This window comes from Nonomuraea sp. IBHARD001, from assembly GCF_056106265.1.
This window is the reverse complement of record NZ_JBWBBW010000001.1, coordinates 238,477-261,266: the sequence shown is the minus strand read 5'-3', so window position 1 is coordinate 261,266 and position 22,790 is coordinate 238,477. Positions and strand designations below refer to the sequence as shown.

20 protein-coding genes and 1 pseudogene are annotated in these 22,790 nt (G+C 68.9%); 9 read left to right on the top strand and 12 right to left on the bottom strand.

The window, feature by feature from the left end; all coding sequences use genetic code 11:
* Positions 1-48 precede the first annotated feature (48 nt).
* The gene (locus ACTWNK_RS01060) at positions 49-2,556 is read right to left on the bottom strand and encodes a GDSL-type esterase/lipase family protein (RefSeq protein ID WP_474301578.1); all 2,508 of its coding nucleotides are present in this window, start codon (positions 2,554-2,556) and stop codon (positions 49-51) included.
* A gap of 967 nt (positions 2,557-3,523) precedes the next feature.
* Between ACTWNK_RS01060 and ACTWNK_RS01055 the strand changes: the two genes are divergently transcribed.
* Positions 3,524-4,060, top strand: coding sequence for a hypothetical protein (locus ACTWNK_RS01055; protein ID WP_474301577.1), 537 nt, complete (start codon positions 3,524-3,526; stop codon positions 4,058-4,060).
* Positions 4,061-4,419: 359 nt separating this feature from the next.
* Here the strand turns inward: ACTWNK_RS01055 and ACTWNK_RS01050 are convergent, their stop codons facing one another.
* Entirely contained in the window at positions 4,420-5,148 is a 729-nt protein-coding gene (locus ACTWNK_RS01050; protein WP_474301576.1) for a hypothetical protein, read from the bottom strand.
* 802 nt (positions 5,149-5,950) lie between these two features.
* On the opposite strand from ACTWNK_RS01050, the gene ACTWNK_RS01045 reads away from it, so the two are divergent.
* On the top strand, positions 5,951-6,400 hold the full coding sequence (locus ACTWNK_RS01045) for an STAS domain-containing protein (RefSeq protein WP_474301575.1): 450 nt from the start codon (positions 5,951-5,953) through the stop codon (positions 6,398-6,400).
* A 125-nt stretch (positions 6,401-6,525) separates the two neighbouring features.
* On the opposite strand, the gene ACTWNK_RS01040 is transcribed toward ACTWNK_RS01045, so the two are convergent.
* Together ACTWNK_RS01040 and ACTWNK_RS01035 are read right to left on the bottom strand one after the other, a co-directional pair.
* Positions 6,526-7,407 carry an HNH endonuclease signature motif containing protein gene (locus ACTWNK_RS01040; protein WP_474301574.1) on the bottom strand — a complete coding sequence of 294 codons (882 nt, stop codon included), beginning with the start codon at positions 7,405-7,407 and terminating at the stop codon, positions 6,526-6,528.
* Positions 7,408-7,702: 295 nt separating this feature from the next.
* Positions 7,703-8,422 carry a SpoIIE family protein phosphatase gene (locus ACTWNK_RS01035; protein ID WP_474301573.1) on the bottom strand — a complete coding sequence of 240 codons (720 nt, stop codon included), beginning with the start codon at positions 8,420-8,422 and terminating at the stop codon, positions 7,703-7,705.
* A 309-nt stretch (positions 8,423-8,731) separates the two neighbouring features.
* Here ACTWNK_RS01035 and ACTWNK_RS01030 point away from each other — a divergent pair, with 309 nt between their 5' ends.
* Positions 8,732-9,070, top strand: a complete 339-nt coding sequence (locus ACTWNK_RS01030) for a VOC family protein (RefSeq protein WP_474301572.1) — start codon at positions 8,732-8,734, stop codon at positions 9,068-9,070.
* 41 nt (positions 9,071-9,111) lie between these two features.
* Positions 9,112-9,309 (top strand): hypothetical protein, encoded by a 198-nt coding sequence (locus tag ACTWNK_RS01025; protein WP_474301571.1) that lies wholly within the window; start codon positions 9,112-9,114, stop codon positions 9,307-9,309.
* A gap of 144 nt (positions 9,310-9,453) precedes the next feature.
* On the opposite strand, the gene ACTWNK_RS01020 is transcribed toward ACTWNK_RS01025, so the two are convergent.
* The gene (locus ACTWNK_RS01020; protein ID WP_474301570.1) at positions 9,454-9,786 is read right to left on the bottom strand and encodes a hypothetical protein; all 333 of its coding nucleotides are present in this window, start codon (positions 9,784-9,786) and stop codon (positions 9,454-9,456) included.
* A gap of 785 nt (positions 9,787-10,571) precedes the next feature.
* Here ACTWNK_RS01020 and ACTWNK_RS01015 point away from each other — a divergent pair.
* Together ACTWNK_RS01015 and ACTWNK_RS01010 are read left to right on the top strand one after the other, a co-directional pair.
* Entirely contained in the window at positions 10,572-11,138 is a 567-nt protein-coding gene (locus ACTWNK_RS01015) for an RNA polymerase sigma factor (RefSeq protein ID WP_474301569.1), read from the top strand.
* A complete protein-coding gene (locus ACTWNK_RS01010) occupies positions 11,135-12,124 on the top strand; it encodes a CU044_5270 family protein (protein ID WP_474301568.1) in 990 nt (329 codons plus the stop codon). The genes ACTWNK_RS01015 and ACTWNK_RS01010 overlap by 4 nt, the downstream gene beginning before the upstream one ends.
* A 754-nt stretch (positions 12,125-12,878) precedes the next feature.
* On the opposite strand, the gene ACTWNK_RS01005 is transcribed toward ACTWNK_RS01010, so the two are convergent.
* Positions 12,879-13,370 (bottom strand): hypothetical protein, encoded by a 492-nt coding sequence (locus ACTWNK_RS01005; protein WP_474301567.1) that lies wholly within the window; start codon positions 13,368-13,370, stop codon positions 12,879-12,881.
* A gap of 264 nt (positions 13,371-13,634) precedes the next feature.
* Between ACTWNK_RS01005 and ACTWNK_RS01000 the strand changes: the two genes are divergently transcribed.
* A complete protein-coding gene (locus ACTWNK_RS01000) occupies positions 13,635-14,546 on the top strand; it encodes a helix-turn-helix domain-containing protein (protein WP_474301566.1) in 912 nt (303 codons plus the stop codon).
* A 549-nt stretch (positions 14,547-15,095) separates the two neighbouring features.
* Here the strand turns inward: ACTWNK_RS01000 and ACTWNK_RS00995 are convergent.
* Entirely contained in the window at positions 15,096-15,539 is a 444-nt protein-coding gene (locus tag ACTWNK_RS00995) for a response regulator (RefSeq protein ID WP_474301565.1), read from the bottom strand.
* Positions 15,536-17,071 carry a sensor histidine kinase gene (locus tag ACTWNK_RS00990; RefSeq protein WP_474301564.1) on the bottom strand — a complete coding sequence of 512 codons (1,536 nt, stop codon included), beginning with the start codon at positions 17,069-17,071 and terminating at the stop codon, positions 15,536-15,538. Before ACTWNK_RS00990 ends, ACTWNK_RS00995 begins: the two co-directional genes overlap by 4 nt.
* A gap of 235 nt (positions 17,072-17,306) precedes the next feature.
* On the opposite strand from ACTWNK_RS00990, the pseudogene ACTWNK_RS00985 reads away from it, so the two are divergent.
* Positions 17,307-17,828 (top strand): annotated as a pseudogene (locus ACTWNK_RS00985) (DUF4158 domain-containing protein); the annotation flags it as partial.
* A gap of 56 nt (positions 17,829-17,884) precedes the next feature.
* Here the strand turns inward: ACTWNK_RS00985 and ACTWNK_RS00980 are convergent.
* The 4 genes from ACTWNK_RS00980 to ACTWNK_RS00965 form a co-directional block, all read right to left on the bottom strand.
* The gene (locus ACTWNK_RS00980) at positions 17,885-19,549 is read right to left on the bottom strand and encodes an aminotransferase class V-fold PLP-dependent enzyme (protein WP_474301754.1); all 1,665 of its coding nucleotides are present in this window, start codon (positions 19,547-19,549) and stop codon (positions 17,885-17,887) included.
* 167 nt (positions 19,550-19,716) lie between these two features.
* Positions 19,717-20,430, bottom strand: a complete 714-nt coding sequence (locus tag ACTWNK_RS00975) for a B3/B4 domain-containing protein (RefSeq protein ID WP_474301563.1) — start codon at positions 20,428-20,430, stop codon at positions 19,717-19,719.
* A gap of 50 nt (positions 20,431-20,480) precedes the next feature.
* Positions 20,481-21,128 carry an FMN-binding negative transcriptional regulator gene (locus ACTWNK_RS00970; protein WP_474301562.1) on the bottom strand — a complete coding sequence of 216 codons (648 nt, stop codon included), beginning with the start codon at positions 21,126-21,128 and terminating at the stop codon, positions 20,481-20,483.
* 58 nt (positions 21,129-21,186) lie between these two features.
* Positions 21,187-22,023 carry an EamA family transporter gene (locus ACTWNK_RS00965; protein ID WP_474301561.1) on the bottom strand — a complete coding sequence of 279 codons (837 nt, stop codon included), beginning with the start codon at positions 22,021-22,023 and terminating at the stop codon, positions 21,187-21,189.
* Positions 22,024-22,140: 117 nt separating this feature from the next.
* On the opposite strand from ACTWNK_RS00965, the gene ACTWNK_RS00960 reads away from it, so the two are divergent.
* Complete coding sequence (locus ACTWNK_RS00960; protein WP_474301560.1) at positions 22,141-22,725, top strand: helix-turn-helix domain-containing protein; 585 nt, start codon at positions 22,141-22,143, stop codon at positions 22,723-22,725.
* The last annotated feature ends 65 nt before the right edge of the window (positions 22,726-22,790 follow it).

Below are 22,790 nucleotides of genomic sequence, written 5' to 3'. Positions count from 1 at the left end.
AGCGGCGCACAACGTTTGGTGGCCGGGCTCCCGGGGCGACCGGAAGTCTTACCGGCCCGGGGGCTGGTTGTGGTAGGTGTCGAAGTACTCCTTCGGCAGCCTGTTCAGCCAGACGTGCGCGACGCCGGTCCAGCCGATGCGTACGAAGTCGTCCTTGCCGTCGCCGTCCATGTCGGCGAAATGCACGTCCTTCGCCGGCACCTCCGGGTCATTGGCGATGTAGCCGAGCTCGGCGAACCCGTCGAACAGGCCCTGGGGGCCCTTGTTGATCCAGGCGTACACGCCCAGGTTGTCGCTGATCACGATGCGGTCGGCGCGTTTGTCGCCGTTGAGGTCGGCGTAGCGGATCTGCGGGGTGCCGAGCAGAGGCTCGGCGAGCTTGTCGGGCCTGTCCCATTTCAGGAAGCGGCGGCCGTCCTTGACCATGAGGCCCTGGTTGAACCAGGCGGTGGTCGCGCCGTCCGGTTCGATGATCAGGTAGTCGTCTCGGCCGCCGCCGGTGACGTCGGCGAAGCGGATCTGGTGGCTCGGATCGATCAGCGGCCTGGCGCCTTCGGATCCGTTGGAGTAGACGTCGGCGCCGTCGGCGAATTTCTCCTTGTCCATGCACATCCGCGCACCGGCGGGGTTGTCGCCCTTCCAGGTGGAGACGCTCACGCCGCCGCGGGAGTCGACGACCATGCAGTCGGGGAAGTCGTCGCCGTCTAGGTCGCCGAAGCGCAGCTGGTTGCCGACCGCTCCCGCCTTGGGCTTGTAGGAGTTCTGCCCCTCGACGAAGGGGCCCCAGCCCGCGGCGCCTGAGGGGCCGCCGTTCCACCAGAAGCGGAAGTTCTGGTCCTTGTCGACCACGACGAACTCGGCCTTGCGGTCCTTGTTGACGTCGGTCAGCCAGAAGCGGCTAGAGGAGGGGAACTGCTGGGTCTGGACGACGCCGTGGTCCTCCCAGTGTTTGCCCAGCTTGTTGACGCCCTTCGGGGGCAGGCCCTCTCCGTCGTCCCTCATACCGCACGCGTCGGACACCTCACCGGGACTCTGCTCGGACGGTGCCGGAATCCAGCCCTGCCCGCTGGCGTGTTCGGCCGCCTTGACGAACGCCGCGCCGATCTTGTCGTAGCCCTGGTCGGTGGGGTGGATGCCGTCGGCGGTGGTGATGTCGGAGGCCTCCAGGCCGGTGATGTCGGCGTACACCGCGTTCACGCCGCGATCCACCAGCCGCTCCACCAGGCCGGGGATCTGGGCGGAGAACGCCTCACCACGGGTGTTCTTGGCCGGATCGTGGAAGGGCTGCACCCCGGCCACGAGCACGATCACGTCCTCGGCGTTCTTGTCGATTTGCTCGATCAGCGACTCCAGCCGTCCGATCGCCCCGCCCATCTCGTAGTTTTGGTTGACGTCGTTCCCGCCGGCGATGAGCGTGACGATGTTGGGCTGGTAGAGCTTGACCGAACAGGCGGCCTCCCCGGCGATCTCGTGAATCTTGTATCCCCGCCAGCCCTCGTGGTCCCGGTCGCTCATCCTGCCCACCCGGGCCGAGCCCACCAGGTCCACCTGGGGTGTGTCGTCGTCGCCGCCCATGAGCGCCACCCCAGTGGCCGGGCCGTTGCGCTCGGCGATCCGCTGCAGTCCCTGGTCCAGGACGTCGCGGTAGCCGTTGCCATCCGAGCTGCCCTCTCCCCACGTGGTCGAGGACCCCAGCGGCATGGCGCGGAAGGAACGTCGCAGGTCCTGGTGGGGCTGGTACACCTGCATCTGCGCCGTGTCCCGCAGCCACTGGTGTACACAGGTGTCCCGGTTGCACCCCGCCTGGTCGTAGGCCGCGGACAGGTACGCGTCTGCCTTTTTGCTCGGGTCGGTGACGCTCAGGGAGGTCACACCGGCGATGACCCGTGCACGTTCGCGTGGGGCCAGGAACATGCCCGCCGCGCCGGAGTCTCCTTGATGCATCCGGGATGAATAGACCGCCCGAGCCCTGAAGGCAGGGCCGCCCGCGGAGTCCCTCAGCCCCGGTTCGTTGTCGTTCACCTTGACCTCGGTTAACTTGAGCGTGTCGGAGGGGGGGCAGGTCTGGCAGGTCCTTCCCCAGCCGTGAACGGTGAGGGCCGCCCGCATCGGCACCGGGTTGTTCGGTGTCAGCTTCGGGTACGGCATCCCCCCGGTCTCCAGCTTCCCGTCATCCGGATGCGTGGTGAGGACCGCCAGATCATGCCTGAACTCCGCGGCGATGACCCGGTGCCTCTTGCCTTCTCCGCGAGTGTTGGAGTTCACCAGCACGTAGGTCGCGTAGAAGGGGTCGAAGTTGAAACAGTGCTTGGCTGTCAGGATCCGCTGCTCGGCGACGATGGTCGACGAGCAGAGATATCGGTCCGATCCCGAGTCCGCGCCGCGAGTCCACAGCTGTGCCACCACGCCCGCCGCCACCGGTTCGGTGACATGCCTGCCGCTTTCGATGGCGCCAGCCGGATGCGGGGAGGCCACCTGCAGGCCGCCAAAGGCCATGACAGCGGTAAGGAGCACGGCCAGCAGCGGCCACGGGCCCCTGCGCCCTAATCGTCTCATCGTGATCTGTCCGTTCGTGAAGTCGTGCACTGCGTGATGGAACGCGGTCGGCAGAGCGCTCGGTGGTCTTGATCGGCGGCGATGTGGCGAAAGGTGATGCGGCGGCACGCCGGCCGCATCAGCGGGTGCTTGCGCCGGCCCGCCGGGTCCGCGTCCGGGCAGGACAACCGGGCCGGGCGTTGCCGGTCACCCGATGAGTGAGCACGCACACGGCGGGCAGATTGGATATCCGCGCGGCTGCCTCGTGCCGGACGTTGGACGGCGGAAGGCCCGCTCGCCTCAGCCCGCTGCCGCCGCTGACCGATGGGCCGCTGCTCAGGAGGGGACTGCTTTGGTGACCTCGCCTGCGCCGGCAATGATCGGGATCTCGGCCGCCCGGCGTGCCCTCGCCGCACGCAACGGCGCGGAGCCTGCGGATTCTGTGCTGCCTCGTTTTCGCCACACTTCAGGTCGATGAATCGGTGAGCCTTGCCTGTTGCCGATACACCACGGTAGGAGCGGGAGTACGGGTAAGGCTTCAGTCGATCGACTTAATCCGGCCGGTTAAGTCGGGCCGCTCAGGCTGGGTCTGCCCACCTGCGGCGCCGGAGCCGGTCGTGAACGACGGGCGGGATCTGGCGCACAGTCGGTGAAGCGGCGACAGTTCGCGAGGAAGCCGCGATGGCCTGACCGGGCGGGCCAGCATGACGACCACCCGGCCGCACCGCGCGTCCTGGGCACCGGCGGCTTGCACATCCACGCCGTCGGCACCGAAGCGGCCCGCGCCCAGGTTCGATTCCTCCCCGGGCCACGCCTCCCCCGGCACCTCGGCCCGGATTCTCCGAGGAAGCCGCCGTCGTCGGCCGTGTTTTCGTGGAGCGCGCCCACCGGTTCGGGCCGCCGGAGGGCGGGTGGATGCGCCTGTGTCTTCCCGCTCCGCACTCGACGCCCTCACCCTGCCCCGGCCGACACCGCCCCCACCAAGTCCATGCTCGTCACGTCGGGCCCGAACCCGGCCACGACGAACGTCGCAGCCCTCGTCGCCGCCATCCACCTGGACTACCTCGCCTTCTCCCTCGGCGTCTCCCGAGGAATCGGCAACACCTGCGCGCAACGCGTCGCCAAGCCCCCGCCCGTCGCCGATCCGGTTTCCCAGGCCCCTCAGCAAGGCACGGCGATCCCTCCGTGGGAGCGCCGCAGGGAGCCCTTCGGTGGCGACTTCGGTCGCCCCGTGAACACGTACGACCTCATGGAGGATGCCTTCTTCCGCGCCAACCACAGCTACGACCCCGCGACGAAAACGTGGCGTGAGCTCACTCCCAGGGAGAAGATCATCAGGAACTGGGGCGTCGTGGGTGGCCTGACCGGATGGGTCGGCGGGTCCGCCGTCGGTGTGCTCACCATCCCCGTCACCGGAGGAACCGGGCCGTTCATCGGCCAGTTCGCCGGCCTCGCCGCCGGAGCCAAGGGCGGGATGGAGTTCGGCGAATGGGTCGCTGATACGTACTACCCCGAGCTCCGCTGACGTGACGAACGCCGGGGGTGTCGGGATTAGAAGGTTGGTCGACACCCCCGAAACTCGGGCCCGCGAACCCCTGGGAAAACGGATATGGCTACGAACCCGTGGCGCCGACACGTCACTCTCGCCGTGCTCGCCTTGGCCCTGCCGGCCACCATCGCAGCCCAGCCGCCCAGCATCACCGACGAGCGCGTCCCGCTGCCCCTGCCCGAGATCCGCCGACTCCTGGCCGCATTCGTCTTGACCCGGCCCCCTCCACCACGAATGTCCTGCGCTGGTCAGACTGGCGCCGCCGCCAAGCAACAGCCCGGCACCACCACTACCAGCGCGAATCCGAAACATGATCGCGAAGTGTCGCTGGAGTACTAGCGGAGTCTCCTGATGCAGGAGGTGGCCGGGTAGCGGTAGTTCTTGGGGCCCAGCCCGTAGAGGGAGACGGTGTAGCTGTCGACGGAGTAGGTCGCCGGCCGACGGCAGGTTTCGTTCTCGTTGACGTGGAAGACGACCTTGCCCCACGCGCGTTTGGAGGTGCACGCCACCTTGGACAGGCCGCCGGTGATGACGGTCTCGGTGGAGCCCAGCAGGGTGGTCTTCTTGCGGGTCTTCGGCTTGGTCAGGCAGCTGCCCTTGGCGTGGCCCGGCCCGATGTCGTCGGTGTCGTGGCCGACGCCCGCGCACACGTACTGCCGGCCGGACGGCGTCGCCGCCTTGACCGCGGTGCGCCAGGGGTCATCGCCTTCGCACTGCTTCTTCTTGTCGTAGAAGCCGAGGACCTTGCCGGGGCCCTTGGCGTCGTAGCAGGGGCGTTCCTCGACGACGTCGTCCTGGACCAGCGTGCAGTCACCGGCCAGCAGGATCCCGCCACCCTTGCCCTGTGTGGCCGGATGCGGTGCCTCGCGGTTGCGCAGACACAGGGTGCGCGGCGGGTCGACACCGGAAGGCGTGTCGAGGATGCCGTCGGTGGTGGCGGGGCACCGGCGCAGGCCCTGCCCAGGCTCGACGAGCTTGAGGATGAACGAGCCCGCCATGAGTTCGGTGCAGGCCACCAGCGTCGGCTCGTAGGCGTCATCGAGGATGGGCAGGGTGCGGTTCAAGCACGAGTGCTCCTCCCAGGCCGGCACCGGTGCGGGGGCGGAAGCGGAGACAGGGGGAGAGGGCGCCGCTGAGACGGAAGGCTCCTCGGAAGCCGATGCGGCCTCCCGCGCCGACGGGGAGCCTGGAGACCAGGAACAAGCGGCGAGCGCGAGCATCAGCATGATCAGCAGTCGCTTGACAATCACCCCATCAGTATCAGCGCCCCCAAATGGAATGTCAGGCTATGTGGCGGACCAACATCACATACTGGACGTTTCCCCCTCCCCGCAGGGCTCGCCCTGCCGGCGGCCGTGCGCGATCGTGAAGACATCACCGCCCAGGCGCCTGGACCGTGAGCCCAGGACCACACATGGAGCAGAGACGTCCGCCAAGACCCCCACCGCTTCCCGTCCCCTTCGCGGGAGCATCACCATCGCGCCGGCCGTCGTGGCCACTACGGCCGCCCTGCTGGCCGCCGCCCCCAGCGCCAACGCGCAGGGCCACTGCACCCGCTACGGGCAACACGGGTGCGCGGGCCCTGGGATTTTGGAGTTTTCGCGTTTTCGGCGGCCCTACGCGCGTGCGCGCGATCACCCCGGCGATGGATCGGCGGTGTGCGCGATCGATCACACCAGGCTGGCAACTAGTGTGCGCTGATGTGCCGGTATGTGGCCTGGCAGGGCTTCTGTCGTGGGCCGTGATCGCGGGCGTGAGCGAAACGGTACGTACCGTTTGCAGAAGAAGGGGGGCCCGCGGCCCTGGACGCCGAGAGCCTGCCCGACCGGCGGCCGCTACCGGGGCCCGTCGAGGAGGGTGCGCCTCTTGCGGGAGGGAAGGAAGGACAGCATGGGCGACGACAGCAGGGCGGGCACGCCGTTGCAGATCCACAACCGCCTGCAGGGGGCGGTGTGGGTGGTGAGCCTGGCCGGGGAGATGGACGCCACCAACAGCGGCAGGCTGAGCGAGAGCCTGGAAGAGGTGTTCGCCCGGGAGGGGCCGTGGCGTGTGGTGGCCGACCTGAGCGCTCTGAACTTTCTCGACTCCAGCGGGGTGGCCCAGCTGGTGGCGCTGCACCGGCTGCTTGAGGCGCGCTCGGGTGTGCTGGCCCTGGTCGTGTCGCCCACCGGCCGCCCGTGGCGGCTTCTTCGCATGACCGGCCTGTTGTCCCTCTTCCCGCACTACGACGATCTCGGCCAGGCCCTGGCCGGGATGAGGGTGCTCACCGCCCCGGGCGAAAGCAGCGCGGGGCCAGAGGAGAGGCAGGGGGCGTGAACCGGCCTCGGCCGGTTGACGCCCGGTGAACGGGTGAGCGTTGACGCTGTTGCGGGCTGGGGTGGCGGCCAGGGCGGCAGCCTTGCCGGTGTGCTTGCTGCTCTCGGCGTGGCACAGTTAGCCGGCTAGGGCGTCGGCTCGGCTTTCGTCCAGGTGCGGTGCGCGCGGACCTGGAAGATCGTCGATTCGTCGACACCGTACTGTTCGGCCAGGGCGCGGCGGCCGGCGGTGCTCGCCCGGATGGCGGCGACCTGCGCCCAGGTGAGTTTGGCGTGTGAGTGCTCCTCCCCGAAGGGGAAGCGGTTGCGCTCAGCGGTGAGTGCCACGCACTCTCTCGCCGTCATCAGCTGCAGGTGCTCCACGCGCACGCACAAGGGGATGCCGCAGGCGTGACCGACGACCTTGCCCGGCGGCACGGGCCCGTGGGCCTGTTCCCAGCGGTAGCGGGGCAGGCTGACCTGGCGGCCGTGGACGTACATCTGCGGGCAGCTGTTCTGGGTGGCTGCGCCTTGCCAGATCAGGCACTGGCCGACCACGATCGAGCGGGCCAGGATCCGCGCGTCCGGATCCTGGAAACGGCCGCCGTGAGCGCTGGGTGAGGCCTCGGCGTGCTCAGGGCTGACACATCCGGCCTCCTCGCAGGTCCTGCGCACGATCCAGCCGGCGGGGATGAGATGACCTTGCAGTTCGAACAAGGCGCGCTGCACTCCGAGCGAGCGGCCCTGCCAGTGCAGATGGGCCCGGCCCCACCCGTCGCGGCCGCCGTCCCAGATCACGTGCTCGCCGCGGGGCGTCAACCGGCGGCCGATCTTGTCTGCCAGTGACCGATCACCGCGCATCGGCATCTCACCCTCCGTTGCGGCGCCCGTGAGGCTGGTGGCGCGGGCGGGCGCCGCCCGCGCAGCAGACCCCCCTTCGGCCAGGTGCTCGACGTCGCCGGCTGAGGTCGGCTCCGCCTCCTCGGCGTCGACGGCGGTTTCGGCTGGGGTGGCGGGGCCGGGTGTCACGTTCGTGCACGCTACGCCGCTCGGCGGGCAGAGGGCACGCGCCCGCGCCGGGATGCCACCGAAATGCCCGGCGGCGAGGACGGGCTCGACGCGGCGAGGCCCCAGAGCTGCCCGAGGGCGCCGGCGACGGCCACGAGGGGAAGCAGGAGGGGCGACGGCGCGGTCCGCCGGGCGCGGCCGCAACGGCACCCGCTTCCCCGCCGGCCGCGGGTGCGCGCCCGCCCCTCGTCTCCGTTTGCGATGACGAAGGACCGGACACCGCAGCGGAAGGGGTGAGCGTGTTCTCCGCGTCGTTTCAACGGTGGCAGCGGATCACGACGGCCGTCGCGTCGTCGCGCTCACCGCCTGCGCCGGGCCCTGCGGCATCGGCCAGTGCCTGGGCCAGCGCATGCGGATCGCCCCGGTGCCGCACCGCCAGCGCGGTCATGACCTCGGGCCGGACCTGGTCGTGCACACCGTCGGAGGTGAGAATCACCAGGCCCGGCCCCTGGGCCCATGCCTCGCCCACCGTGGCCACGGCCGCGGTGGCCACCGTGGCGCGCACCCACTGGGCCGCCCGGCTCACCACCTCGCCCTCATACCCGCACAGCTGCAGCTGCTCGGCGAGATTGTGATCGGCTGTGATCTGCGTCAGCTCCCCGCCTTCGGGCAGGGTGTAGGCGCGGCAGTCTCCGACCCACCCGATCCGGACCCGGTCATCGCCCGCCTCCAGCACCGCGCACACCGCAGCCGCGTCCAGCTCCGGATCCTCCCCGGCACCGGGGTCGGCGATCAGCTCGGCGCCGGTCAGCAAGGCGGCCAGCGGGCCGCGCCGGGCGGCGATACGGGCGATCACCTCGGCCAGCAGAGCGGCCGTGTGCGCCACCCGGCGGCCGTGCCCGATCCCGTCGACCACCGCAGCCGCCATCGTGCCGTCAGCCAGATACGCCGCCCGGGCGGCGTCTGCGCTGAGGCCCGCTGTCCCTGTCCTGCTCGCCAGGCCGATCGTGACGCCCAACCCCTGCGCCGATGTCATGCATCACAGCCTACGGTTACAGCGGCAACGGCCTGCGGCGTTCGGCCAACACCGGCCTCGAACAAGATGGTGTGCAGGGCGACGATGGTTCAACGGCCATCACGCAGACCTGCTTTGCGGCTGGTGACGCCGATACGGCCCATCTCTTGCGGCCACCCGTTGCTCTGCGGCAGGAGAAAACCAGTGCGTCAGCGGTGGATGTGGCGAGTACGGTGTGGCTGTGGCGGGTGATCGCGTGCAGCGGCGGCTCACGGAGACAGCCGCGCGGACGCGAAGGAGCGAATGGTGCCAGGCGCTGTACTGCGAGGGGTGACTCTGGACTGTGCCCACCCGCAGACGCTGGCGGGCTTCTACGCTGCGCTGACCGGGATGCGCGAACTCTTCAACACGGCCGAGTTCGTCGCCCTGACGGACGATTCCGGCTGTGATCTGGGATTTCAGAGGGTTGACGGATACCGGGCCCCGCAGTGGCCTGGCCAGGACGTGCCACAACAGTTCCACCTGGATTTCCGCGCTGACGACCTCGATGCGATGGAAGAGCTGGCGCTCGACCTCGGCGCGACCAAACCGGACCATCAGCCCGGCGACGGACGCTGGCGGGTACTCCTGGATCCGGCCGGCCACCCCTTCTGCCTGACCTCTTCCTGACGTCACCGGCGTTGACAGGTATCGGCGTAGCGTGCACGAACGTGACACCCACCCCCGCCACCCCAACCAGCCCTGGCGTCGACGTCGATGAGGCGGAGCCGGCGTTCGCCGACCAGGTCGAGCACGCGGCCGCCGCGTGGACGAGGACCCTCTGGCGGATGTGGTGCCTGCCGGCGGCGCTGATCCGCACCGGAGGGCGTGAGCTGGGTGCCCGCCTGCACGCCGCCGCCCTGGCCTGAGCCGAGGCCGCAGGCCCGGGACATCCTCCCATTGGACCCGGCACGGCGTAGGCGAGGATCAGAACGTGGGCGACAGGGTGAGGCTGGAACGCCCCTGGGCGCGGCCGCGGTACGCGACCACGCCCAGGGTGTCACCAAGGCAGCTCAGCAGTACGCGACCCGGTCGAACCACGCGATGTTCTGGTTGGACTCGAAGGTCTTCGTGTCACCGCCTCCGTAGATCCACTTGCACGGGCTGTCCTTGCCCAGATGCCAGATGACCTTGACATTGATGGCGTAGGAGCACAGGTTCGTGACATGCGCCTGCTCACGTGAAAGCGGGGGGTCGACGATCCGGACCGACCAGCAGTTGCTCGCGGTGGCTGAAGCGGCCGCCGCCGACGTGGCCGCGGCGCCCGCAGGCGCAGGCGACATGAAGAGCGCGAGCCCCGTCAAAGCGGTGGCCGCCCCGGCTGCCAGTGTTTTCCTCACGAGCATGGAATATCCCCTCGTTGTCGATGACAGCTGCCAGCGGCAGCTGTTGCACGCCGGAGATTCCCGATCCCCGACATCTGGATCTTCCGGTTCCGCCGTCCGCGGGCGCCACCATTAGGCTGTGGCCGTATCGTGGTGCACGGATGACTCCCGGCGCCCCACGGACAAGATGAGATCCGACTACTTGCAGGCCGCTGACGGAGAGGCGGGACGGACTGCGGTGCGGGACTGCCGGACCGCGCGCTGGCCGCCTTCGAGCAGACCGCTCTGGTGGCCGCCGACACTTCGCGGCGCTCGCGGAGTTCGAGCGGAGCTGATCGCCGGACGGGCGGCGGCGGGCCGGGCGGCCGCGCGTACCCGAGGCCGTCTCGGCGGCAGGCCCGCCAAACTGTCGGCCGAGCAGATCGCGCTGTCTCGCTACTCCTATGTCAAGCATCACTTGGGACTGCACACGTCAGGGGTTGGCCGTGGGCCCCATCTTCCGGGCCGTGCGGCAGACCTTCTGACGCCAGACCGAGGTTGCCCCGGATGTCTTCATCTCCGCCTCTCGCCGCCTGCTGGGTAGCGTCTTCGCCATCTGCGCCGACTGGCATCCGGCCGATCTCGGTCTGGGGCCGCGCCCCACGGGCGTGGCCCCAGACCGAGATGCGGACGCCGTCCCACAGGGTGGCTCGGCCCCGACCGATGAGTTTCCGGCTCCGCCAGGGTGCGGTGGGTGGACGTCGTGAACACTTGTCTCCTGATCGGCGAAGAACCGGTGTGAACCCAGGGATCAAGAGGTGACCTCGATGTCACGCGCGCTGCCGGCCCAAGCAGCGGACGCCGTGATCATCGAACAGTCCCGGCGGGAGCCCGAGCGCTTCGCCGCCGTGTTTGACCGCTACTACCCCGAGATCCACGGCTATGCCGCGCGAAGGTTAGGCCCGGGTCTGGCCGACGACGTCGCCGCGGAGACGTTCCTCATCGCCTTCGACAAACGGGCAGGCTATGACGTCTCCCGCGCTGACGCGCGGCCCTGGCTGTACGGCATCGCCTCCAACCTCATCGCCCGCCATCATCGCGCCGAAGTGCGCCAGTACCGGGCCCTGGCCAAGGCAGGCGCGGACAACCCCGTGGAGGACCACGCCGACCAGGTCGCCCGGGCCGTCGACGCGGGAGCCCGCACGCCCCGGCTCGCCGAGGCACTCGCCGAGATCGCCGACCGCGATCGGGACGTGCTGCTCCTAGTCGCCTGGGCGGAGCTGACCTCCGAGGAAACGGGCACCGCACTCGGCATCCCAGCCGGAACGGCCCGCTCACGGCTGCACCGGGCCCGCAGACAAATCCAAGCCGCATTGGAAAGGGACGGATCATGAACGACCTCGAGAGGCTGCGCGAGGACTGGGCGCGCCCTGCGCCGCCGACCCCCAACACCCAAGCCGCAGCCCGGGCGGCTGTCCTGGCCCTCGCCGGCCGTCCACGCCCCAGACGCGGATGGGCGACCCGGGCGCTGGCAGTGGCCGCCACAGCCGTGATCATCACCACGGGGGTAAGCGTGTTTCAGGGAGAGCGCACGCTGCCCGCCGCCAACGCCCAGGTAGTGCTGGCCAGGATCGCGGCAGCCGCACAGAAGAAAGAGTTCACGCCCCCCCGCGACGACCAATGGATCTACACCGAGAGCCGTGGCGCGGCCCGGGGCAAGGGTATCGGCCAGGGCGAACGGATCACCCCGCAGACGCCGCTGCCGCAGACGGCCGAACCGTTCTGGACCCGGGCCGACGGCAAGCGGGTCGGGTATCTGGTGGACGGTGAGCTGCAGACCTCCAACCCCGGCGAGAGAACGCCGGAGAACACCTACGCGTTGCTGGCCTCACTGCCGACCGACCCCGACGCACTCCTGGCCAAATACCGCGAGCTCTTCCAGAATGGGGCCCCTGCCGACGACGAGTGGATCTTCCCGCGCTTCGCCGTGACCCTGAGCCAGAACCTCGTCCCTCCGGAGCATGAGGCCTCGATCTTCCGGGCGATGGCCAAGCTGCCAGGGGTGACGGTGGACGAGGCGGCGACCGACACTGAGGGACGTCCGGCGCTGTCGGTCTCCCAAGTCGCCGAAGGCTGGCGCAACGTCGAAATTCTCCTGGACCCCGTGACCTATGCCTACCGGGCGCGCCGGGAGACGGCGATCACCGACCACGAGGAGCGCTACCCCAAGCCGAACGGCAGCCAGATGTTCACCATGAAGGACGGCAAGCAGGTTCCCGTTCCCTCTCATCTGGAATGGAGCATCAAGAAGGGAACAACCTGGTCGATCTTCACCCGCGTCGCGATCGGCGTCGTGGACCAGGCCGGGAAGCGGCCATGACCCCTTGCGTGCCGCACTCAGGCGAGAGCCGCTGAGAGGATGGCGGGAGGCTGGCTGCCGACGCCGCGGTGCTGAGAGCCCGAGCACGCTCGCCAGAGGCGCACCCGCCCGCCCGGCCAGCGCGAGCGCCATCCGCTCCAGCACACCTCGAAGCCCTGCCGTGCGCCGCTGGTGCCTGGCGGTCAGCCCGTCCACCTGCTCCGCGAACGTCCGGACCTGACAAGCTGGGTTGTCACAGAGGAGACGGCGAACCTCCAGCTCGACCTGGACCGGCCGCCCTCCGCACGCCAGGTCCCGCAGATGACGCCGGTAGCGCTCATGCACCCGGGCGAGATCCAGCCCCGAAAGATGCGGAAACAGCAGGCACAACAGACGTACTTCCCCGCCGGTGCGCTCATGCAGCACAATCGACTCCCACAGCCACTCTTCATGATCCAGATCTTGGCGATCCAGATCGTGACAGGGCGGCGTGCTCATCCGCGCCGGGTTATGAGATCGCGACCGACTCCGTGCTCATGCGGAAAGGGTCGCACTCGGTGATCACTCCCCGGAAAGTGCGCCAGACCCAACGACCACCGTCAGTTATGGAAGTCACGGCGGGCCGTGCTGCTGACCTGGGGCCGCCAACTAATCTCGGGTGGCCGGTCGCCGAGTTTGTCCGGACCTACGCGGCGGATTCGGTGCCACTACGCGGTCACGGGCTCAGGTCGAACGGTGTCGCGACCGTCCATCACCCCAGGTCAGCTGTATCCGCCTAACCGGCGCGGTATTCCTCCGGCAGTCCCACATAGGGACCGAAGCAGGTGCTGAAGTCGCGATAGCAGACGACGTGCTCGAGGCCGACGGCGGGGTCTCCGGTGGTCATCCAGACATTGACCTTGGTGGCCCCGCCGGCGACGTCCGTCGTGAGGGAAAGGGCTGCGGTCCCAGATTTGTTGCACCAGGTACTGGAACTCTGCCAGTCCAGCCGCCGCCCGTTGCTGGCTATCCGGGCATCTGCGTACACCCGCCGGCAGCCGACTGCCTTGAACGTTCCGGTGACGCCGACCGATCGGTTGAACCAGGTGACGGTGCCTGTGTAGTAGCTCGCCCCAACCTCGATCGAGAAGGTGCTGGTGGGGTAGGCGGCGGCGGTGGCGGGCGCCGCCGCGAAGACCATCCCGGCAACCGACGCCACCGCGGCCACAACCGCGCCGACCTTCCTCGCGCAGCCCTTCGTCTTCGTTGTGCCCTTCAGCCTCACCATGACAATCACTCCCTGGTTCTTTGAGTAACGGGTGCACAGGCCGCGTATCACCGTCGTGCGGAGAGGCCCCCCTCAGATCAGCAGTGAACGTTGCCGCCGTTGTTCGGCTACACCACTCAACCCCGCGCGGACCCTGCGCCGCAAAGCATTCGAGCCAGTTCAAATCCACCGCGACAACTGTTACCGTCGGGTGTGCTCACGCTACGTGTAGACGCCGACACGGTGTCCAGGACACGGTTGTCGCCCTCCCCGGCGTCGGAGTCCATGGCGTGGCTGAAACTCACCGCCGCGTCGAGACGGCACCCGGTGTTCGGAGATCCCGGACCACTCGCCCGCGCGTCTCTTACCCATCCGGATGTCGCACTGCTCGCGGACCTGTTGCCGCAGAACGGCGACACCTACACGCCCGACCTGCTCACCCCGCAGCCAGGAGCGGACGCGCAGCGTCGTGGCCTGCTCGACGAGCAGATCGCGCAGATCGAGGCCACAGCGCAGGACGACCTCGAAACCCAGCTCTTCACCTACACTCGGACCCACTGGAGCAGACCACTGCGGGCCACGACCCGTCGGATAGCAGAGTCGGGGCGGATGCAGCGACGTCTCGCCAACGGTTTCGCCCGATTCTGGCGGGATACTCTCTCGGACGGCTGGCCCGAACTGTGCTCGATCATGGATCAGGACATCGCCCATCGCGCGACGACCATCGCCGCCCATGGCGTCGGCCAAGCGCTCGGAGCACTCCACCCTGACATCGATTGGGGTGGCGACGCGGTTACCCTCGCCACGTCATGGGATGGCGAAATCGATGTCACCGGCCGGGACCTGGTTCTCGCCCCCGGTGTGCTCAACTGGCCAGACGTCATCATCCAGGTCGATACCCCCGATCAGTTCGTCCTCTACTACCCCGCCCAGCGTGTCGGAGCTGGCCTGGACCGTAAGTCCGGGGGGATCGCGCACGTGATCGGCAACGCCCGAGCGGCCCTGCTGGCCGACCTCGAAACCGCCCGGTCAACCGCAGAACTCGCCACCCGGATCGGATACACCCCGGGCACCGTCTCTTACCACCTCAGCGCACTGCACCGCGCACACCTTGTCACCAAGGTCAGAGACGGGCGCTGCGTGTTGTACCAGCGGACCGCACAGGCAACACGTTTGCTGGAAGGATCCCGCGATTAGCTCGCCAACCACAGGACCGTTGAAGAACAGCCCGATGTCTGGCCCCTGAAGCCCGCCCCACCCGCAGCGGGGCCTGAGCGGCAACACGTACGGCCAGGAACCCGGCGGGCCCGGCTCGGCGTCCCTGGCCGCTCTGATGCGGACGGGCGTGGGTGGCCTGCGGTGCCGCCGCGTTGCAGGATGTAGTAGCCCTTCGTCGATCACCAAGACGCCTGGCCATAGGTAGGCGCCGGGGGCGGTTCAGATTTCCTGCGGTGTCGGCGGCGGTTGGTGACCATGCCAGCGAGGGTGGTGAATTGGGCGGCGTAACCAGCTCGGCAGGCCGCGACGGCCAAGGCGCCGGCGATGTCCGGGGGCGCCTCGCACCCGGTCGGCCATCCGCAGGACGTCCTGGTCCGCAACGCCGAACCGGCCACCGGCGCTGGACATCGCGATCCAGCGTCGTCCCCTAGCTGCCCCTGGTTGTGCACGCGAGCTCTACACCCGCCCCGTGCCGAGTGGCCCGCCGACTGCCCGCGCGTTGACGCCGCTGGATGAGGTGGGGACCTGTCACCGGCAGGTGGGGCGTTTGACGAACGTAATGAAGAAGTCGTCGATCTGGCGGATGGCGGCCATGAACTGGCCCAGGTCGACGGGTTTGGTGACATAGGCGTTGGCGTGCAGCTTGTAGCTGCGCAGAATGTCTTCCTCGGCCGAGGAGGTGGTTAGAACCACGACGGGGATGGTGGCCAGGCCGGGATCGGACTTAATGTGTTCCAGGACTTGGCGGCCGTCGTACTTGGGCAGGTTCAAATCCAGCAGAATCAGATCCGGGCGCGGCGCCTGAATGTGCGCGCCGCGTCGTAGGAGAAAGTCCAGGGCTTCCAGCCCATCACGCACGACGTGCAGGGTGTTTCCGATCTTGTTTTCAGTGAACGCCTCCCGGGTGATGAGTTCGTCACCCGGGTCGTCTTCGACGAGAAGTACTTCGGCGGGCTGGACGGGTGCGCTCATGCGGGGGTTCCTTCCGTGTGGGGGACGCGATCGTCTCTGCGGGAGTCGGGCTTGGCCGGGGTGCCGTCGGCAGCGGGGGCGGGCAGGGTGAAGCAGACGCGGGCACCGTCGGTATAGGCGCTGTCCAGCCAGATGCGGCCGCCATGGTATTCCACGATCTTCTTGCACAGGGCCAGGCCGATGCCGGTGCCGGTGCAAGCGTCGCGGGTGTGCAGGCGCTGGAAGATGACGAAAACCTTGTCGGCGAACTCCGCGGGGATGCCGATGCCGTTGTCGGTGACGCACAACCGCCAAAAACCGGCCTCGTTCCCCGGTTTGCAGCTGATGCGGATCAGCGGGTTGCGCCCAGGCTGGTGGAACTTGACGGCGTTGCCGATCAGATTTTGCCACAACGTGACCAGGAGCGTGGCGTCGCCCTGCACCTCGGGCAGGTCCTGGGGACATTCGATGCGGGCACCGTTGTCTTCGATGGAGGCGGCCAGGTTGGTGCTCGCCTTACCGACCACCACGGGCAGGGACACCCGCTCGCGCTTATCGTGCAGGCGACCGACGCGGGAGAAAGTAAGCAGGTCGTTGATGAGAACCTGCATGCGTGTGGCGCCGTCGACGGCGAAGGCGATGTACTGCCCACCGCGCTCGTCCAGCTGGTCGCCGTAGCGTTTGTCGATGAGCTGGCAGAAGGTGGCGACCTTGCGCAACGGCTCTTGCAGGTCGTGGGAGACGACATAGGCGAACTGCTCCAGCTCGGCGTTGGAGCGGCGCAGCTCCTCCTGCTGGTCCCGGGCCGTCTCCAGCTCGGTGACGATACGCTCGCGCATGACCTCCACATGGCGCACGACCTCCTGCACATCAGCCGGGCCGCGGGCGTTGATGCGGTGCGTGTAGTGGCCGTCGGCGACCTGGCGCGAGGCCTGGCGCAGCGCGGCCAGCGGGCGGCCGACGGTGCGGTGCAGCAGAATAGCCAAGCTTGCCCCGGCCAGCAGGAATACCGCCAGCATCGCGGCGAACACCCGGTTGGTCAGCGCCTGGGCGGCGCCCAGTTGGTCACGGGCCTGCTTACGGGCCTGGGCGAAGTAGTCGCTCTCCACGACGAACAGCGCCCGGATGCGGTCGAAGGACTGTTTGCTGGCCGCCAGTTGCGCCTCCGGCACGGCACGGCCGCTCTGTTGGGCGGCGATCAGCGGCTCGGCATAGGAGAGCCGCCAGGCGGCGGCGGCCTCGCGTATCGCCTTCAGGCCGGCCATCTGCTGCCGCTGGTCGCCGACCAGGGCGACAAGGCGCTCAGCCGAGGATTTCTCGGCGGCTTGACCGGAGGCATATGGGTCGAGGAAGCGCCGCTCTCCGCTCAGCAGATAGCCACGTACCCCGGTCTCCTGATCGATCAACGACACCTGCAACTGGGCGAGCTCGATCCGCGTCGGCGACATGCGATCCATCAGGTGATCCGACACCCGCGCGGTACGCGACAACTGGGAGGCACCGAGCCCGGCGCACCCGAGCACCACCACCGCCAGCACCCCCAGCACCAGCACGAACCATCTCTGCACGGTCAGCCGATGCCAGCGGCGCCCCGCGGGGACCGCGGACGTGCCCGATACGGGGGCAGGGTCGGGGTTGAGGAACCTGCGGACAGCCGTTGGCGGTACCCGCGAGTAACTTAGCTGGACGCTTCGGCAGGTCGTCCTGCGGTTGATCATTTCCGTTCAAGCTCTGGACTTGTGGGGTGTTTCCGGTTGTTACTGGGCGCTAGGTCTACGGTCGTCGGTCATGCCTGCGGAATTTCTGTCTGATGAGCAGCGGTCGGCGTATGCGACTTTCGGTGAGATGCCGTCGCTGCCGGACCTGGAGAAGTTCTTCTTCCTGGACGCCTTCGACCGGGAAGTGATCGCCCGGTCGCGCCAGGATTCGCATCGCCTCGGCGTAGCCGTCCAGATCGGGACGGTCCGGCACAAGGGCCTGTTCCTGGCCGATCCCCTTGAGGTGCCATGGCCGGTGGTGGACTACCTGGCCGCACAGTTGGGCATCGGGGACCCGTCGCAGGTGAAACGGTACGGCGAGCGGCCCAAGACGGCCTATGAGCACGCGTGGATGATCCGGGATACCTACGGCTACCACGACTTCGACGATCGGGAGTCGTGGCAGGCGCGGGTGCTGGCGAAGCGGTTCCGGACGTTTCTGCACGGCCGGGCGTGGACGCATGCGGAAGGGCCGTCGGCGTTGTTCGATCAGTCGGTGGCGTGGCTGCGCCGGCATCGGGTGCTGCTGCCGGGGGTGACGGTGCTGGAGCGGCTGGTCGGCACGGTGCGCGAGCGGGCGGATGAGCGCCTGTATGCGACGGTGGCTCGTCAGGCGGAGCGCGCCGATGTGGGGTTGCCGCAGGCATTGTCGGGCCTGCTGGTAGTTCCCGAGGGGGCGCGGATCTCGGAGCTGGAGCGGCTGCGGCAGGCCCCCAAGCGGCAGTCGGGCACGGAGATGGCCAAGGCGCTCAAGCGGGTGGACGACATCGCGGCGTTCCGGTTGGGGCGGGTGCGGGTGGACGAGGTGCCGGTGCGTCGGATGAAGACGCTGGCCAAGTACGGGGCGGGCACCAAGGCGCCGCTGCTGGCCAGACTCCACGAGCCGCGTAAGACGGCCACCATGGTCGCGGTGGCCCGGTCATTGGAGGCCGAGGCGATCGACGACGCCCTGGATTTGTTCGCGCTGCTGATGGCCACCAGGCTGATCTCGCCGGCGCGGCGCAAATCGACGGGCGAGCGGCTGGCGATGTTGCCGAAGCTGGAGAAGGCCTCCAAGCTGTTGTCTCGGGCGGGCCGGGTGCTGGTGGAGCAGCTGGATCTGGTCGCCGAGGTGGACGCCGATCTGGATGTGGCGGCGTTGTGGACGGCGGTCGCCGCGGAAGCGGGCGCGAGCAAGGAGCAGGTGCTGGCAGCGCTGGAGCAGGTCGAAGAGCTCGTTCCGGAAGACGACGGGGCCGCGGAGGCGGCGCTGCGCGCCGCGCTGGTGGACAAGTACAACACCGTCCGCCCGTTCTTGAAGTTGCTGGGCGAGTCGAAGGCGCTGGGGGCCGCGGCGGGTGGCCGCCAGGTGCTGGCCGCGGTGCGCAAGCTGCCGGAGCTGGCGCGCCGGCATGTGTCTCGCAAGCCCCTGCTGCCGAAGGAGATCGACGCCTCGCTGGTGAGCGTGGCGTGGAAACGGCCGGTCTTCGCCAACCCCGACCTGCCGGTGGGGATGGTCGATCGTGACGCGTATGTGGTGTGCGTCCTGGAAGGGCTGTTTCGGGCGCTGCAGGTGCGGGATGTGTTCGCCACGCCGTCGCTGCGCTGGGCCGACCCGCGGGAGATCAGCCAGGCGTTGAACGGCCCAATGACGCCTCCCGCGTTGATCATCGCCTCGGTTTTGATCGGGCGGATGAGTTCCCGGGATCCGATCACCGCGCCGCCCATGGCGTCGCCGTGGCCGTTGATGTATTTGCTCAGCGAGTGCAGCACGAGGTCGGCTCCGTGTCTGAGCGGGTGGAACAGGGGCGGTGGGGTGCAGGTGGAGTCCACGCTGAGCAGGGCGCCGGCCGCGTGGGCGAGGTCGGCGAGTGCCTCGATGTCGGCGACCTTGCCGGTGGGGTTGGCGATGACCTCGGTGTGCAGCATCCGGGTGGCGGGGCGGAAGGCGGCCTGGACGGCGCTGAGATCTGCGATGTCGACGAATGTCGCTTCGATCCCCATTTTCGCGGGGAGCAGTTCGGCCCACAGCCGCCAGACGGCGCTGTAGGTGACGTCGGAGACGATCACGTGGTCGCCGGGGCGCAGGTGGGTGAAGAAGGCCGCATGGGCGGCGGCCATGCCGGACGCTAAGACGGCCGCGTCCTGGCCGCCTTCGAGGCTGGCCAGTTTGGTCTGCAGCGCGAGCTGATTGGCCCCCGACTCGCGGGTGTACACCAGCAGGTCAGGGTTGTCGGGGTCGAGGGTGTAGGGGTCCTCGGGAAGGGCGTAGGAGTTGGCCGCGACGATCGGCATCCGGATGGCTCCCGCGCCGAGGTCCATCTGGTTGCCGCTGTGCACGGCCTGGCTGGAGAAGGCGAGTGTCGACGGATCGTGCTTGTCCGGCCGGGGGCGTGGGGGGCTCGGGTGTGACATGTCGCTCCTTCGGGAAGGGCGCCTTCGATGGCCGGGCGCTGGCGCTCTCAGGCGATGGCGATGGCCTGGGGCTGGGCCGGGCTGAGATAGCGCACGATGATCTGTTCGGTGTGCGGGGCGAGCAGGTCCTGCAGCTCCTCGGCCGCGCTCTTGAGCAGGTGGCCGTCGTGGGTGGCGCGGAGGGTTTCCAGGACGAAGGCGACGTGGGTGGAGTCCTCGGTGACGCGCGTGCGGTGGGCGTCGCGGTGGTTCCAGTGGCGGGTCAGGACACCGCTGGTGTCGGCGTAGATGATCTCGCCTGGTTTGGGTTGCTCTACAGTGTCGGGTTCGCCGAGTGGGCTGAAGGATTCGGTGCCGTCCGCGTGCCGGATGACGACGTCGCCGGTGACATGGTCCAGGTCGAAGGCGCCGGCGGGCAGGCCGTGCCGTACGGAGATGAGGTTGTAGGAGTCGACGGCCGCATTGATGCGGGGCAGCGCCCCCTTCTTGGCCAGGCGGCGGCCGAGCGCGTCGACGCTGGGGCGGATCCGGCGCGGGTTGGTGCCGAAGGAGCGGTAGGCGGCGTGCCAGGCCTGGATGCGGGGGTCGCTCTCGTCGGCGGGCTGCCAGGTGCCGGCTGCCAGCCGCTTCTCCAGGTCTTCCAGCGCGGCGTCGGTCTGGGGCCAGGGGTGGTGGCCGCGCACGCCGGTGGCGGTGACCAGGGCTATGAGGGTGTCGGGGAAGGCGTCGGCGACAGCGGGGCTGAGGTGGAAGGCAGTCATGGGCTCAAGGTCCCTTTCGTGTCAGCGGGTGGGCGTGCCTGCGTCGGGCGTCAGCGCGTCCAGGGTCCGATGCGGTCCAGTCGGCGGCGCTGCTGCCGCGCGGCGGGTGCATCCAGGCCGTGGCCGCGCTCGGTGAGCCGGTCAGCGACGGCGGTGCGGTGCTCGACGGATTTGTGATCGTCGTATTTGAACTTGGCCACCACGCCGGCGACCTCCAGGCGCAGAGCGCGGATCCCGGACAGCATCCGGCCGTACGGCGGCTGGCCGACGGCGACGGCAGCGTGGTCACCGTCGGGCTGGAAGTAGGCCAGTTGGCGGCGCAGCAGTTCGGCCTTGGCCTCGGGGTCGTCGACGATGCGGGCGCGGCAGGTGAATTGGACGGCCGTGTAGTAGCTGGTGGGCACCCCGTCGCGGGCAGGGATGTCGGGCGCGGCCCGCCAGGGGCCGGGGACGAAGGCGTAGTCGCCGATCACGGTGAAGGTGACGTCGGGGTCGTGCTCGATCGCCGCCCAGACCGGGTTGGGCCGGGCCAGGTGGATCAGCAGGTCGCCTGCGTGGCTGACGAAGTGCGTGGGCACCACGACCGGCGGGTGACCGGGCAGGCCGTTGACGCTGAGCTGCCCGAAGTCGTGGCCTTCGGCGAGCCAGTCCTGCCATTCGGCTTCGTCCAGGCCGGCGTCCCAGGGCTGGATGAACATGCGGGTTCTCCTTGTGCTCGATGTACTCGGCGGTGTTCTCGGCGGCGGGTCTGTTCAATCAGGTCAGGGCGAGCAAGCTGACGGCCACGGCGGCGGTGCCCAGGCCGATGAGCTGGCCTCGGTGGATGCGTTCGGCGAGGACTCCGCGGGCGAGCAGGACCGTGCCCGCCGGGTACAGGGCGGTGATCACGGCGACGACGGCGAGGTCTCCGCCGCGTGCGGCCAGCAGGAACAGCAGGTTCGCCACCGAGTCCAGCACGCCCGCCGCGGCCGACAGCGCGTAGGCGGGCCGCTCGGGGCCAAGCTTGCGGTGCATCAGTCCCGCCGCGGCCAAAGTGATGGCCGAGGAGACCACCCGGCCGATGATCAGTGGCCCCACCCCGCTGTCGGACGGCGCCTGGTGCAGGAAGATCAGCTGCAGGGCGATGGCCGCGCCCGCCCCGACGGCCAGGAGCAGCGCCCCGCGCGACGGGCGGGCCGAGCCCGCGCCATGTCCGGCACTGACCAGAACCACCGCCACCAGGGCGAGCGGCAGGCCCACCAGCCCTGCGGCGGACAGGTGCTCGCCCTGCGCCAAACCCACACCGACCGGCAGCACGGCCGACACCAGCGCGGTCATGGGCGACAGGACGTTCATCGGACCGATCGCCAGCGTGCGGTAGAGCAGCGTGAACGCAAGCGCGGAGGCGACGCCCGAGGCGGCGCCCCAGCTCAGGACGGCGGGGCTGAAAGAGGCGCCGAGCACCGGCCAGAGCAGGAGTTCGACCGCGAGGCTGGCCGGCGCGGCGATCATCACTGTCCGCAGTACGTGCGCCTTTCTGGCGCCCAGTCCGCCAAGGAAGTCGGCGCACCCGTAGGCGAGCGAGCTGCCCAGAGCCAGCAGCAGTGCGATCACGGTACCCCCTCGACGATTCATTACAATGACCTAATAGTACAACAGAACGACCGGATGATGCCAATCGAACGACCGCGCGGTACATTGAAATGTCTACATTGTGAGGACGGTGATCTCATGGCCGAGACGGCCGGGGCCCTGCGAACGGTCGCGCAGAACGTCAGGGCCGCCCGAACCCGTGCGGGCCTGTCCCTGGAAGAGCTCGGCCGGCGCGCCCAGGTCAGCAAGGGCGCGCTCGTGGCCCTGGAAAAGGCCCAGGGCAACCCCAACCTGGCCACCCTGGTACGGCTGGCCGACACCCTCGGCATCTCGGTGTCCGCACTGATGCAGGGCGCATCCGAGGGCCAGGTCCGCATCGTCGCCGCCGATGCCGTCGCACCCCTGTGGACCGGAGAGCGTGGCGGCCAGGCCCGGCTCATGCTGACAACCTCGGGCCCGAACCCCGTCGAGGTCTGGCGCTGGCAACTAGAACCAGACGAGGAATACTCCAGCCAGGCCCACCAGGCCGGAGTCGTGGAAACCATCAGTGTCACCTCCGGCCGGATGACCCTGACCCTCGGCGACAGCGAACACGTCATCGAAGCCGGACAGACCGCCACCTTCAACGGCGACGCCCCGCACACCTACAGCGGCGCGGGCACCGAGACCTGCAATCTGATCATGACGGTTCAACTCCCGCCTGGTCCCGCCGTCACCACCTGATCTATGGAGCACATGTGTTCGCTCATGTACGTGATAAGGGACTATTATCACGTACATGAGCGTCC